The following is a 13589-nucleotide window of genomic DNA, read 5'->3' as shown; positions in this document are numbered from 1 at the left end:
TGAATAGATGTACCACAGCGAGTGCCGTAGTCTCCAGTGAACCGCCGTCAACGCTTCGGCTTGCACCCCAGGGTTACCCGCTCCTGGCCAGCCAGATCCCGATAGTTGCCGATTTCGACATACCCGGCCCCCTCCAGCAGTTCGCACACTGCCGCGGCCTGATCATGACCATGCTCCATGACCAAGTGTCCGCCGGGAACGAGATGTGACCAGGCGGCCCGGGACAAATGGCGCAGGTCGGCCAGCCCATCATCGCCGGCCACCAACGCGCCGAGCGGCTCGAAGCGCACATCCCCCTGTCGAAGGTGTGGATCGTTCTCGGCGATATAGGGCGGATTGGCGGCGATCATTTCGAACCGCTCGCTTCCCAGTGCCGAAAACCAGTCGCTCACCAGAAAACGCACATTGGCCATGCCCAGTCGCTCGGCATTGGTCTCGGCAAGTGCCACCGCCTCGGCCACCCGGTCGATACCGGTCACCTGCCAGCTGGAACGCTCCTTGGCAAAGGCCAGTGCAATGGCGCCGGTGCCGGTACCCAGGTCAAGCAGGCGCCCCTCAGCCGTATCGGCCAGCCGCAGCGTGATTTCGACCAGGGTTTCGGTATCAGGCCGTGGAATGAGCGTGTGGGAAGAGGTGGCCAGCGGCAGGCCCCAGAACTCACGCTCGCCGATCAGATAGGCGACGGGGTGGCCCTCGGTCCGGGCCGCCACCAGCGCCTCGAAGCGGGCCCGCTCACCGCTCGGCGCCACCTTGTCACCCCATGTATACAGCCAGGTTCGATCGACACCCAGCACATGGGCCAGCAGCACCTCGGCATCCAGTCTCGGGCTGGTCGAACCGGATTCCGAGAGCCGCTCAGCCGCACGAACCAGCAGGGTATCGAGCCGCATCATCCCTCCTGCTGCAAGGCTGCGAGCTGCTCTGCCTGATGCTCGTGGATCAGCGGCTCGATCACTTCATCGAGTTCACCGGACATGACCTCTCCAAGCTTGTAGAGCGTCAGGTTGATCCGATGATCGGTCAGGCGGCCCTGGGGGAAATTGTAGGTTCGAATACGCTCGCTGCGATCACCCGAGCCCACCAGGGAACGGCGGGTATCGGCCTGCTCGCGCCGCTGGCTGTCATGGGCGCTCTGCTTGAGCCTGGCCGCCAGCAGCGACATCGCCTTGGCCCGGTTCTTGTGCTGGCTGCGCTCCTCCTGGCATTCCACCACCACGCCGGTCGGCAGGTGCGTCAGACGGATGGCGGAATCGGTCGTATTGACATGCTGCCCGCCGGCTCCGCTGGAGCGAAAGGTGTCCACGCGCAGGTCATTGGGATTGATATCGACGTCGCCGACGGCATCGGCTTCGGGCATCACCGCCACGGTGCAGGCCGAGGTGTGGATGCGCCCCTGGGATTCCGTGGCCGGTACACGCTGCACGCGATGGGCCCCGGACTCGAACTTGAGACGGGCATAGACGCCCTCCCCCTTCACCCGGGAAATGATTTCCTTGTACCCCCCCTGCTCGCCGTGGCTGGCACTGACCACCTCGACCTTCCAGCCACGCTTCTCGGCATAGCGGGAGTACATGCGGAATAGATCTCCGGCGAAGAGCGCCGCCTCGTCGCCACCGGTGCCGGCGCGCACTTCCAGAAAGATGTTGCGACTGTCGTCCGGGTCCTTGGGCACAAGCAGCCGCTTTAGTCGAATCTCGAGCGCCGCGAGACGCTCGCGCCCCTCGACCAGTTCCATTCCGGCGAGCTCGCGCATCTCGGCATCGCTGTCTTCGGCCAGTTGCTCGGCATCCGCCAGATCGACCTCGGTGCCCCGGTAATCACGCCAGGCGTCTACCAGGGATTCGAGTTCAGCGTATTCGCGCGAATAGTCGCGAAAGCGGGATTGGTCGGCGATCACCTCGGGCTCCGCCAGCAAGGCGGCAAGCTCCTCGAAGCGCTCGACAAACGTATCGAGACGCTGGCGCAAGGTCGCTTTCATGGCGTGTCCTGTCAGGGTTTTGTGGAAGAGGGGTCCAGCAGCAGCGATTCGGCAGCGGCCAGCAGATCACGACGCTCGCTGCCGGAGGCTTCACGCAAGGCGACCGTGGGGCGATGCAGCAGGCGATTGGTCAGTTGGTGCGCCAGCAGGCGAACCACCGTCTCCGGGTCCTCGCCTCGCGCCAGGCGAGCCAGCGCCTGCTGCTCGGAGTGGGTACGCACCTCCGAGGCCTGGTCCCGGAAGCGACGGATCAGCCCGCCGCCGCCTCGAATCCGCCGCTCGTGCAGCCAGACATTGACTCCATGCTCGATCAGCGACTCGGCCTGATCGGCGGCGGCCTGCCGGTGGCGCCGATTCTCCTGGATGACCTCGTTGAGGTCATCCACGGTATACAGGAAGACATCGTCCAGATCGCCGACTTCCGGTTCGATATCCCGCGGCACGGCGATATCGACCATGAAAATCGGCCGGTGGCGACGCTTCTTCAGGGCGCGCTCGGCCATGCCCTTGCCGAGAATCGGCAAGGGAGCGGCCGTCGACGAAATGACGATATCCGAGCGGGCCAGGGCATCGGGAATCTCGTTGAGCGAAATCGCCTCGGCATTGAACTCGCTGGCCAGCACTTCCGCGCGCTCACGGGTCCGGTTGGCGACGACCATGTCACGCACACCGGCTTCGCGCAGATGGCGCGCCACCAGCTCGATGGTCTCGCCAGCACCGATCAGCAGCGCCCGGGAGCGACCGAAATCGTCGAAGATGCGGCTGGCCAGGCTCACCGCCGCGTATGCCACGGAAACCGGATTCTGTCCGATACCGGTTCGCGTGCGTACCTGCTTGGCCACCGAAAAGGTGTGCTGGAACAAGAGCTCGAGCTCACCGCCAAGGCCGCTGGCCTGGCGGGCCGACTGATAGGCATCCTTGAGCTGGCCAAGAATCTGCGGCTCACCCAGAACCATCGAATCCAGTCCTACGGCCACTCGCATGAGATGTCGGGCGGCATCGTTGTCCAAGTAGTGATAGGCACAGGAAGTCAGGTCGTCCACCGGCAAGCCATGGAAGTGGCTCAGCCAGTCGAGGATGATGCGCTCACCGCTGGGCTCGGTAACGCAATACAGCTCGGTACGGTTACAGGTAGACAGCACGGCGGCTTCGCGCACCTGGGGGATGTGGCGAAGCTGGGTCAGCGCCGACTCCAGCTGAGTGGGCGTAAAGGCAACCCGCTCGCGCACCGCGACGGTGGCCGTCTTGTGGTTGATTCCAAGGGCAAGAAGCGTCATGCGTTAAGCGTCTTCGCGTGATGTCGTCCGGCGGTATCAGGTATGAAAAACCCACCTCTGCGGCGCTGCATTCTACCACAGCCTTGCGCTTCCGGCGCCATGAACCCACCCGGCCACTATTGATGCATGGCAAGGGAGAGGACGTTACCCACCGACTGCCTCAGGCATCCTCCCTTTGCCCACTGGGCTCGACCCGGTATGCTGGCATCTCGGCATCCCGGATGAGATACGCATGCCCGCAACCCTGACACGCTCCGTTCGCCATGGATTGGCGACCCTTGGCCTCGCTACCCTGCTGGGTGGTTGCCAGGGGTTACCCATGGCACAGCAAGCTCCCCATGCCGACCCCATGGCTTCGGCGCCTCCCATCGAGCGAGGGCTGGATGCCGATAGTCTCTCGACACTGCTGACCGCCGAGCTGGCCGGCCAGCGTGGCGACTATCACCGGGCCACTCGGGGTTATCTGGCCATGGCCGAGCGCTACCAGGCCTCCGGCCTTGCCGAACGCGCCACGCTTGCCGCCCGCTTCGGCAACGACCCCCTGCTGCTCGAGGAGGCTGTCCAGCGCTGGCATGAGCTCGCACCGCTTGCAGAGCCTCCCCTTCGCCTGCTGGCGGGGCTGGCTCTGCAGCGCGGCGACTGGGTGACGGCACTCGAGTATCGGTTGAACCTGGTCGAGCAGGGCGCACATGGCGAACTGACTCTCTTCATGGAGATGGCTCTGGACGCCGGTGTCGCTCCGTTACCGCTAAGGGAGCGTCTGGCCGCTCACCTTGAACGCCCGGGCGCCGACGGCCATCCCCAGTACTACGATGCGGCACTGGCCATGGCCATACTCGAAGCCGCCACAGGACAGACACGACGTGCCGAGGCTCGCCTCGATTCCCTGGCTCGCGACCACTCCGAACTGCCGGCCCTGTGGATGACACGCGCCCGCCTGGCGCTGGAGGCTGGCGACAACACCAGGGCCCGCGATATGTCCCGCCGTGGCCTGGCCATCGCACCGGATGATCCCCGCTTCCTGCTGTTGCTCTCCCAGGCCGAGTTGAAGCTGGGCAATGTCGCTGCCGCCGAGGCCCATACCGATGCGCTGCTGGAACAGCACGACGACAACAGTGAGCTGCGCATCTCCCTGGCGCGCCTCTATGTAGATGATGACCACCTGGAAGCCGCCCGCCGCTTGCTGTTGCCCATGGTGAGCGGTGAACGGCCGCCCCCTGCGGCGTATTACCTGCTCGGCGTCATTGCCGAGACGGAGCGCGAGGTCGACAATGCCCTGCTCTATTATCGCCAAGTGGCACCCGGCAACGAGTTCCTGGCCGCTCGGCTCCGGGCTGCCCGCATGCTGGTCGAAGATGATCGCCTGCTGGATGCCCGTGCCTTCCTGCGTATCGAACGGCTGCGCCATGAGGATTACTTCAACGACCTGATCACCCTGGAAGTCGAGCTGCTGGATGAAGCGGGCAGATCCGAGGAAGCGGATACCCTGCTCGACCGCGAACTGGCCCGCACCCCCAACGACGCGCAGCTGCTGTACCAGCGTGCCATGCGCGCCTGGGAGGTTGACGACTTCGAGGCCATGGAGCGCGACCTGGGTCGCATGATCGAGCATGACCCCGACAGCGCCATGGCACTGAACGCCCTGGGCTATACCCTGGCAGACATGGCGATCGAAGAGCGCCTTGACGAAGCCCGCGAACTGATAGAGCGCGCCCATGAGCTCGAGCCAGGCAATCCTGCGATCATGGACAGCCTGGGTTGGGTCCACTATCGACTCGGCGACCCGGAACGTGCCCTGCCCTGGCTGGAACGCGCCTATGCGGCCATGCCCGACCAGGAAGTTGCCGCCCACCTGGCCGAGGTACTGTGGGAGCTCGACCGCCGCGACGAAGCCAGGGCAATAACCGAGGAGGCCCTACGGCGCTTCGACGCCCACCCCGTCATCGATGAACTGCTCGAACGCATCCCCGAACTGGCACCCTGACACCGCAACGCCCCAGCAAGCGAGACACCGACATGATGCTCCACGCCACCGCCCTGCGACCGATACTTCTATGCCTGATCCTGACCCTGCTTGCCGGCTGCGCCGGCCGCATGCCAGCCCCGGACGGCGACCGCGAGGCCGGCCAATGGGAAGCGCAACAGGAACGCCTGGAGAAACTGAACACCTGGATGCTGGCCGGCAAGGCCGGTCTGCGCACACCGGATGAATCCACCAGCGCCAACCTCGACTGGAGCCAGCACCCTCACTATTACCGATTGCTCATCAGTGGCCCCTTCGGCAGCGGGCGCAGCACCCTGGAAGGCCGGGAAGGTCGCTTCTCGTTGACCACATCCGAGGGGCGTTTCGAGGCCGAGACACCCGAAGCGCTCATGCAGCGGCAGCTGGGCTGGTCGCTACCGGTCAGCTCACTCTCCGACTGGGTCCGTGGGCTGCCCGCGGAACACAGCCAATATCGCCTCGATAACGACGAGCTCGGCTTTCCTCGACATCTGGCGCAGGACGGCTGGCAGATCGAATACCGTGACTGGGTCCTGGTCGAGTCGCTGTGGCTGCCACGCCGCATGATGATGGAATATGACGACCTCCGGGTGACCCTGGTGGTAACCGACTGGCGCCCCGCTCACGACGACTGATCAATGACGACCGATACCCTGACGCTGCCGGCTCCAGCCAAGCTCAACCGGCTGCTGCGCATCACTGGACAGCGCCCCGACGGCTACCATGAGCTGCAAACCCTGTTTCAGTTTCTCGACCACGGTGACGAACTGTCCCTGACCCTGCGCCGGGATGGCGAGATTCGATTGGTACCATCCCTGCCCGGCGTATCCGCCGAACAGAACCTTGTCGTGCGTGCCGCCAGACTGCTCCAGTCGGAGACGGGCTGCCGGTCGGGTGTGGACATGAGTCTCACGAAACGCCTGCCCATGGGGGGCGGTCTGGGCGGCGGCAGCTCCAACGCCGCCACGGCGCTGCTGGGCCTGGACCGACTGTGGGGCCTCGGGCTGCATGAAGACCGGTTGGCCGAGCTGGGCCTTCGCCTGGGTGCCGATGTCCCGGTCTTCGTGCGCGGCCGTTCGGCCTGGGCCGAAGGCATTGGCGAGCGCCTGACACCGGTAGCGCTGGATACCCCCTGGTTCGTGGTCGTTCATCCCGGCATCCCGGTTCCCACAGCGGCAGTGTTCGGAGCAGCGCAATTGACACGTAACACCCCCCCGATTACCATGGCGCGCGCACTGCAGGGGGGAGCGTCCAGTTGGCGCAACGACTGCGAGCCGACGGTCAGGCTGCTCTATCCGGAAGTCGCAGAAGTGCTAGACTGGCTCGGCGCTCGCGCACCGGCCATGCTGACCGGCACCGGTGCGTGTGTTTTCGCCTGGGTCGACTCGGAAACCGAGGCAAAACGCATATTGACCAACTTGCCCTGTCGTTTCACGGCATTCAAGGCTCGCGGCCTGAATCTCTCCCCGCTACATGCTGCTCTGGATGGTTGATCGCGGAGCCTCCCGGGGTTCGCGACCTGCCGGTCGCTGCGGAAGAGGTGCCGAACGCCGATGAACTCCGAGAGCCTCCCAACACTGCATAGGTGGATGCGCGTGTCAAAATTGATGGTTTTTGCCGGGAATGCCAATCCCGAACTCGCCCAGAAGATCGCCGAGAGTCTGGACACCCGAATGGGCAATGCCACAGTGGGGCAGTTCAGTGATGGCGAAATCGCGGTCGAGATCAACGAGAACGTTCGTGGCAAGGACGTCTTCATTCTGCAGTCCACCTGCGCGCCGACCAACGACAACCTGCTCGAGCTGATCCTGATGGTGGACGCGTTGCGTCGTGCTTCCGCCACCCGTATCACGGCTGTGGTGCCCTATTTCGGCTACGCTCGTCAGGATCGGCGGGTTCGCTCGGCTCGTGTCCCGATCTCGGCCAAGGTGGTCGCCGACATGATGGTCAAGGCCGGCGTGGACCGGGTCATGACCATGGACCTGCATGCCGACCAGATTCAGGGTTTCTTCGACGTCCCGGTAGACAACGTCTACGGCTCGCCGATCCTGCTCGATGACATCGAACGCCAGAACTACGATGATCTGGTGGTGGTTTCCCCCGATGTGGGCGGCGTGGTCCGGGCCCGTGCCATCGCCAAGCAGCTCAACGCCGATCTCGCCATCATCGACAAGCGTCGCCCCCAGGCCAACCAGGCCCAGGTGATGCATATCATCGGCGAGATCGAGAACCGGACCTGTGTGGTGGTGGACGACATGATCGATACCGCCGGCACCCTGTGCAAGGCCGGCGATGCACTCAAGGCCCACGGCGCCTGCCGCGTCGTGGCCTACGCCACGCACCCGATCCTGTCCGGACCGGCAGTGGACAACATCACCGGATCGGTGCTCGACGAAGTGGTCGTCACCGATACCATCCCGCTGTCCGACGTCGCCCGGCGCAGCGGCAAGATCCGTCAGCTTAGCGTCGCGGGGCTGATTGCCGAGGCAATCCGCCGTGTCAGCAACGAAGAATCCGTCAGCGCCATGTTCCACTGAGACCTCTCATCGGAAACCAGGTGCCGGAAAAGTGCCCCACGGGGCTTTCGGAAACACGGAGCCAGGTCGCGGGCTGCCGTGATTTCCTTATCTCAAGCAAGAGGCAATACCATGTCTGATTTCATCCTCAATGCCAGCGTTCGCAACGACCTGGGGAAAGGTGCGAGCCGCCGCCTGCGTCGTGAGAACCTCCAGGTGCCGGCTATCATCTATGGAGGCGAGAAGGCACCTCAGCCGATCTCCGTCGAGAAGGCCGCCTTCTACAAGGCGATCGAAGACGAGTCCTTCTTCTCCTCGGTGCTCAACCTGGTCGTCGACGGCAAGAAGGAGCAGGTCGTCGTTCGCGACCTGCAGCGCCACCCGTACAAGCCATTGGTCACCCATGCCGACTTCCTGCGCGTGGACGCTACCCACGAGATCACCATTCGCGTGCCGCTGCACGTGGTCGGTGAAGAGAAGTCCAAGGGCATCAAGGACGAGGGCGGCGAACTGCACGTACTCTCCAACGAAATCGAGATCAGCTGCCTGCCCAAGGATCTGCCCGACTTCCTGGAAGTCGATATCTCCGAAATCCTGCTGGGCACCACCCTGCACCTTTCCGACCTCAAGGTACCGGCCGGTGTCACCCTGGTCGAGCTCTCCCACGGCGCCGACCATGACAACGCCGTGCTGAGCATCAACAAGCCCAAGGTACGCGGCGAAGCGGCCGAAGGCGAGGAAGGTGAAGGCGAGGAAGACGCAGGCTCGGCCGAGTAACCGGCCCTGTCGGGGCCGCCCCTGCGGCGGCCCCTTCCGACCCTATCAAGCGCTGCGGCGCTTGTTTCGTTTGGAGACCCCGCACATGCCCCAGGTGAAAGCCATCATCGGGCTGGGCAATCCCGGCGCCGATTACGCCGAGACCCGCCATAATGCAGGCGCCTGGCTGGTGGAGATACTGGCGCGCCAGGCCGGTACGGAACTTCGCCCGGAAAAGAAGTTTCTGGGCCTCTACGCGAAAGTGCAGCTCGACGGTCATGAGTTGCATCTGCTCGAACCCACCACCTTCATGAACCGCAGCGGCAGTGCCGTTGCAGCGCTGTGCCAGTTCTACAAGATCGCACCGGATGAGCTGCTGGTCGCGCACGACGAGCTGGATATCCCGCCCGGAGCGGCCCGCTACAAGCAAGGCGGTGGCCATGGCGGGCACAACGGACTACGCGATATCATCAGCGCCCTCGGCAACGACAAGAGCTTTCATCGTCTGCGTATCGGCATCGGCCATCCCGGCGATTCCCGCCAGGTCACGAATTACGTTCTGGGTCGTCCCGGCAAGACCGAGCTAGGCGCCATCGGCGGCGCCATCGGCGAATGCCTGGCCACCCTGCCACTGGCCATTGCCGGAGACTGGGCCCGAGCCATGAGCCGCCTGCACGGCTTCAAGGGCTGATCCGCGACTCGTCAACGTCTTCTTGACACCACTTTCAGGACAACACCATGGGTTTCAACTGCGGTATCGTCGGCCTTCCCAACGTCGGCAAGTCCACGCTCTTCAACGCCCTGACCAAGTCCGGCATCGATGCCGAGAACTTTCCCTTCTGCACCATCGAGCCCAATGTGGGCATCGTGCCGATGCCGGACCCGCGCCTCGACGCACTGGCGAAGATCGTGAGACCCCAGAAGATATTGCCCACCACCATGGAATTCGTCGATATCGCCGGCCTGGTGGCAGGCGCCTCCAAGGGCGAGGGGCTCGGCAACAAGTTCCTGGCCAATATCCGCGAAACCCAGGCCATCGCCCATGTGGTGCGCTGTTTCGATAACGACAACGTCATCCATGTGGCCAACCAGGTCGATCCACGGGCCGACATCGAGATCATCAACATGGAACTGGCCCTGGCCGATCTCGATACCGTCGAGCGTGCCATCCAGCGCCTGGTGCGAGTCGCCAAGGGCGGTGACAAGGAAGCCATCGCCACCAAGGCGATCCTGGAACGCATCCAGCCCCACCTGGCGGAAGGCCTGCCGTTGAGAAGCGTCGGCCTCGGCGATGAAGAGCAACGTCAGCTCAAGAGCTTCGGGTTTCTGACGCTCAAGCCGACCATGTACATCGCCAACGTCAATGAGGATGGCTTCGAGGGTAATCCCTACCTCGATGTCGTCAATGAGATTGCCGCCGAGGAAGGTGCCGCTGTCGTGCCGGTCTGCAATCAGCTCGAGGCCGAGATCGCCGAACTCGACGATGAAGAACGCTCCATGTTTCTCGACGAGATGGGCATGGAAGAACCGGGGCTCGACCGGGTGATCCGTGCCGGCTACGCCCTGCTCGGCCTGCAGACCTATTTCACCGCCGGCGTGAAGGAAGTGCGCGCCTGGACGGTCAAGATCGGTGCCACCGCACCGGAGGCTGCCGGGGTGATCCATACGGACTTCCAGAAAGGCTTCATCCGTGCCGAAGTCATCAGCTACGACGACTTCATCTCCCTGGGCGGCGAACAGGGCGCCAAGGATGCCGGCAAGTGGCGGCTGGAAGGCAAGGAATACGTGGTCAAGGATGGTGACGTGATCCACTTCCGCTTCAACGTCTGACGATTTTTTCTGAACTCAGGAACGTTCAGCAGCATCGATGGATAGATAAAGTTTATTAAAATCAATGGATTGTGAAAAAATACGGTCTGCGGAGCGTTCCTATTGTTCACCCAGCCCTGAAAAATTCAGGGGGTAGCGTTGGGGGTTCTCGTGTTCAACCGTGGGGGTATTTCTCCCCGCAATACAGTGACCTGAAGTTCCCGCTCTGGGTTGAGTGAGACGGTGCCAATGGGCGACCAGTTGCGGGTCTTGCCGCTCCAACGAGCGGGGGTTGGCCTCGCGAGTTGCCTGATTGATGGCGTGCCGCTTGGCCAGCACCTCGGCATCGCCGCCGGCATGGTGCTGGGCCGGTGTCACCAGGCGGATCCCGCTGTGACGATGCTCGTGGTTGTACCACGGCACGAAGCCGGCCACGCACCGCGTCGACCGTCGCGACCCCGTCAACGAGGTAGCAGGACCGGTACTTGCAGGTCCGGAGCAGCGCCTCCGAGTAGAGATTGTCGTTGCTGTCGTACGGCCATGCCAAGAAGCTGGAGGCCCAGTTCAAGGCCGAGGTGAAAGCGCTAACTCAGCGGGCCGAATCGGCGGACAAGGATGATCCGCCGGCGCCATCGAGTAAGGACCCTGTTGAGCAAATGGCCCACCGCTTGAATACGCGGGCAGGCCGAACGCCCTACGCATTGCGCAAACATACCGTGGAACCGGTCTTCGGGATCATCAAACACGTGATGGGGTTCCGGCAGTTCTCGCTGCGAGACCTGGCTAAGGTCAGTGGAATGACGCCGCTCATTCTACCTTGGCACCGTCCGGTGGCGATCATGGCGCTTCTGTCCACGCGGGCGTTGCGTTCAGGAACCCTCCTAGGGACTCCGTCGTCTCTCGCTCACCGGGGTCCCGAGCGCGGCCAGGAATATCCGCAGTGAGTGCTCGATCTCGGGCTTGGCCAGGCCGCGGGTGATGAACACTATCAACGAACGACGATCATCATCGGGCCAGGCGGCCAAGTGTTGCGGAGGGTGAAGCACATGCTGAACGCCATGCAGCGCCACCGGAGGCTCCCCCGGTCCGAGGTTCAGTATTCCCTTGACCCGCAGCACCTTGTCCCCGTGAGCGTTGAGCAGAAGCGACAACCATAGCGCGAAGTGGTCCCATTCGAGGCTGGCATCGAATTCGAGAACGAAGCTGACGATCCGGGCGTGACGCCCGGAAACGCCGGGGGCAGCGCCTAGAGTGTCCGCCGCCCGGCGCAGCATGAGCGGCCATTGGGCACCGTCCGCGCGAGGCCCGGGCCCGGCATCGAAGCGCTTGGGCAGCAGGCGTGGGTCGCCCGATGCCACCTGCGCGGCCAATCCACGCTCGGCAGTGGGGTTGAGCTCTCCCAGGCGTTTCAACAGCGCGCCGCCGGCCATCTCGTCGACCAGATCGTCCTTGCCGAGCAGCAGCAGGTCGGCGGCGGCGACCTGGGCCAGCCACTCCGGCTGGGAGCCTTCCTGATAGGGAGCATTGAGAGCATCCACCAGAGTCACGGTACGCGCCAGACCAAAGTGATGACGCAACTGCGGGTCGTGGCTCAGGGTGGCCAGTACCGGCGCCGGGTCGGCCAAGCCGGTAGTCTCCAGCACGATACGAGAGAAGGGAGGCAGCCGGCCCGTCTGGCGTAGCGAGAGCAGTTCCAGCAGCGCCTCCTTGAGCTCGCCGCGAATCGAGCAGCAGACGCAACCGCTGGGCAACAGCCGCGTTTCCGGCGCCACCTCGGTGACCAGACGGTGGTCGATGCCCACCTCACCGACCTCGTTGATCAGCAGCGCCGTTTCACCGAGCGGTTGTTCCGCGAGCAATCGCCGCAGCAGCGTGGTCTTTCCGCTCCCGAGAAAGCCCGTCAGCACCACCACCGGGAGAGGCCCGTAGTCGATGTCGGGAAGCAATCGGCTCATGGGCTCGCTTCCTCCGCCAGATGGGCCAGCAGCTCGGCGGATAGCGGGTCGGGATGGCGTCCGCAGAGCGCTTCGACCCGGTGCCAGAGGTCGTCGAGGTTGGCGACCATGACCTGCTTGCCGGTGGCACTGGCTAGCAGAAAACCGCTTCCGTGGAAGTCGCTCAGCGTCAAACGATAGTGGCTCAGTATCCGATTCAGGGCTTGGAGCCGCCTCAGGCGCTGCTGACGGGCGGGCCGCCCGGAGCCGGTCAGCGGATCGCCCCAATGGGCGCCACCGTCCAGCAAGCCGCAGAGTCCACACATGGTTCCCTCCTGAAAGGCTGCATATCGGACGAGCCGCCCGAAGATCGCCGGGACGGCCTCAACGTTGGCGAGGAAAGCGCCGGATGAAATCGTCGGCAATGGTATCCAGGGCCATGAAATTCACGCCATCATGGCTGTGCATATACTCGATCAATCGCTCGAGCATCAGCAAGACCTGGGGGCGTCCGGAGACATCGGGGTGGATGGTGATCGGAAATACCGCGTAATCCATCTCACGATAGACCCAATCGAACTGGTCACGCCACATCTCCTCCAGGTGGCGGGGGTTAACGAAACCGTGGCTATTGGGGGAATTCTTGATGAACATCATGGGAGGCAGGTCATCCAGGTACCAGCTCGCGGGAATCTCCACCAGGTCGGTTTCCCGACCGCGCACCAGCGGCTTCATCCACGCCGAGGGGTGCTGGCTGTAATCGATCTTGGTCCAGCTATCGCCGACCCGAACATAGTAGGGCGTGAAGTCGTCATGCATCAGACTGTGGTCGTACTTGATGCCCTTCTTGAGCAGCAACTCATTGGTGACAGGGCTGAACTCCCACCAGGGCGCGACATAGCCGGTAGGCGCCTTGCCCGAAACGTCGGCGATCAGTTCGATACAGTGGTCCAGGACTGCCTCTTCCTGCTCAGGCGTCATGGCAATCGGGTTCTCGTGACTATAACCATGCACACCCAGCTCATGACCGGCAGCGGCCACCGCCGCGATCTGCTCGGGGAAGGTTTCCACCGAGTGGCCCGGCACGAACCAGGTAGTGGTGATGTCATAGCGCTCGAACAGCTCGAGCAGGCGAGGCACACCGACCTCGCCCGCGAACAGGCCCCGGGAGATGTCGTCCGGAGAGTCCTCGCCGCCATATGAGCCCAGCCAACCGGCCACGGCATCCACATCCACGCCGATCGCGATGAAAATTTCCTTCTTGGACATTGTCGATCTCCTGTCTGGTTGTGTCTGCGGGGAAGGGTCACCCCGTCG

At 63.7% G+C, this 13589-nt stretch carries 13 protein-coding genes and 2 pseudogenes; 8 read left to right on the top strand and 7 right to left on the bottom strand.

Annotated features, from left to right (window positions below):
* Nucleotides 1-47: 47 nt before the first annotated feature.
* Genes prmC through hemA form a run of 3 tightly spaced genes read right to left on the bottom strand, consistent with a single transcriptional unit; the run spans nt 48 to nt 3255 of the window.
* Complete coding sequence (prmC, locus tag C1H69_RS00615) at nt 48-890, bottom strand: peptide chain release factor N(5)-glutamine methyltransferase (RefSeq protein ID WP_102651478.1); 843 nt, start codon at nt 888-890, stop codon at nt 48-50.
* Nucleotides 890-1978: a peptide chain release factor 1 gene (gene prfA / locus C1H69_RS00610; RefSeq protein WP_102651477.1), complete on the bottom strand. Its 1089-nt coding sequence runs from the start codon at nt 1976-1978 to the stop codon at nt 890-892. Before prfA ends, prmC begins: the two co-directional genes overlap by 1 nt.
* Before the next feature lie 11 nt (nt 1979-1989).
* Nucleotides 1990-3255 (bottom strand): glutamyl-tRNA reductase, encoded by a 1266-nt coding sequence (gene hemA, locus C1H69_RS00605; protein WP_102651476.1) that lies wholly within the window; start codon nt 3253-3255, stop codon nt 1990-1992.
* A 232-nt stretch (nt 3256-3487) separates the two neighbouring features.
* Here hemA and C1H69_RS00600 point away from each other — a divergent pair, with 232 nt between their 5' ends.
* The 7 genes from C1H69_RS00600 (at nt 3488) to ychF (ending at nt 10359) form a co-directional block, all read left to right on the top strand.
* Nucleotides 3488-5239 carry a tetratricopeptide repeat protein gene (locus C1H69_RS00600; RefSeq protein ID WP_240609748.1) on the top strand — a complete coding sequence of 584 codons (1752 nt, stop codon included), beginning with the start codon at nt 3488-3490 and terminating at the stop codon, nt 5237-5239.
* A 32-nt stretch (nt 5240-5271) separates the two neighbouring features.
* The gene (gene lolB / locus C1H69_RS00595; RefSeq protein ID WP_240609746.1) at nt 5272-5892 is read left to right on the top strand and encodes a lipoprotein insertase outer membrane protein LolB; all 621 of its coding nucleotides are present in this window, start codon (nt 5272-5274) and stop codon (nt 5890-5892) included.
* A 3-nt stretch (nt 5893-5895) separates the two neighbouring features.
* Entirely contained in the window at nt 5896-6750 is an 855-nt protein-coding gene (ispE, locus tag C1H69_RS00590; RefSeq protein ID WP_102651475.1) for a 4-(cytidine 5'-diphospho)-2-C-methyl-D-erythritol kinase, read from the top strand.
* Between the two features lie 102 nt (nt 6751-6852).
* Entirely contained in the window at nt 6853-7794 is a 942-nt protein-coding gene (locus C1H69_RS00585; RefSeq protein WP_205738372.1) for a ribose-phosphate pyrophosphokinase, read from the top strand.
* A 111-nt stretch (nt 7795-7905) separates the two neighbouring features.
* Nucleotides 7906-8550: a 50S ribosomal protein L25/general stress protein Ctc gene (locus C1H69_RS00580; RefSeq protein ID WP_102651473.1), complete on the top strand. Its 645-nt coding sequence runs from the start codon at nt 7906-7908 to the stop codon at nt 8548-8550.
* Nucleotides 8551-8635: 85 nt separating this feature from the next.
* Nucleotides 8636-9220, top strand: a complete 585-nt coding sequence (gene pth, locus C1H69_RS00575) for an aminoacyl-tRNA hydrolase (protein WP_102651472.1) — start codon at nt 8636-8638, stop codon at nt 9218-9220.
* A 47-nt stretch (nt 9221-9267) separates the two neighbouring features.
* The gene (ychF, locus tag C1H69_RS00570) at nt 9268-10359 is read left to right on the top strand and encodes a redox-regulated ATPase YchF (protein ID WP_102651471.1); all 1092 of its coding nucleotides are present in this window, start codon (nt 9268-9270) and stop codon (nt 10357-10359) included.
* A gap of 125 nt (nt 10360-10484) precedes the next feature.
* Here ychF and C1H69_RS23205 read toward each other — a convergent pair.
* Nucleotides 10485-10876: pseudogene (locus C1H69_RS23205) on the bottom strand (hypothetical protein); the annotation flags it as partial.
* A 79-nt stretch (nt 10877-10955) separates the two neighbouring features.
* On the opposite strand from C1H69_RS23205, the pseudogene C1H69_RS00565 reads away from it, so the two are divergent.
* Nucleotides 10956-11162, top strand: a pseudogene (locus C1H69_RS00565) (transposase); the annotation flags it as partial.
* A gap of 57 nt (nt 11163-11219) precedes the next feature.
* On the opposite strand, the gene C1H69_RS00560 reads toward C1H69_RS00565, so the two are convergent.
* From C1H69_RS00560 to C1H69_RS00550, 3 genes are read right to left on the bottom strand one after another with little or no spacing between them, the layout of a single operon-like run.
* Nucleotides 11220-12293, bottom strand: a complete 1074-nt coding sequence (locus C1H69_RS00560; RefSeq protein ID WP_102651470.1) for a CobW family GTP-binding protein — start codon at nt 12291-12293, stop codon at nt 11220-11222.
* Nucleotides 12290-12598, bottom strand: a complete 309-nt coding sequence (locus C1H69_RS00555; RefSeq protein WP_102651469.1) for a hypothetical protein — start codon at nt 12596-12598, stop codon at nt 12290-12292. Before C1H69_RS00555 ends, C1H69_RS00560 begins: the two co-directional genes overlap by 4 nt.
* Before the next feature lie 58 nt (nt 12599-12656).
* On the bottom strand, nt 12657-13541 hold the full coding sequence (locus tag C1H69_RS00550) for a polysaccharide deacetylase family protein (RefSeq protein ID WP_102651468.1): 885 nt from the start codon (nt 13539-13541) through the stop codon (nt 12657-12659).
* Between the last annotated feature and the right edge of the window lie 48 nt (nt 13542-13589).

Origin of the sequence: Billgrantia endophytica (assembly GCF_002879615.1) — a bacterium.
Lineage (GTDB): Bacteria > Pseudomonadota > Gammaproteobacteria > Pseudomonadales > Halomonadaceae > Halomonas > Halomonas endophytica.
The sequence above is the reverse complement of the archived record's forward strand: the minus strand, read 5'-3'. Positions and strand labels throughout refer to the sequence as shown.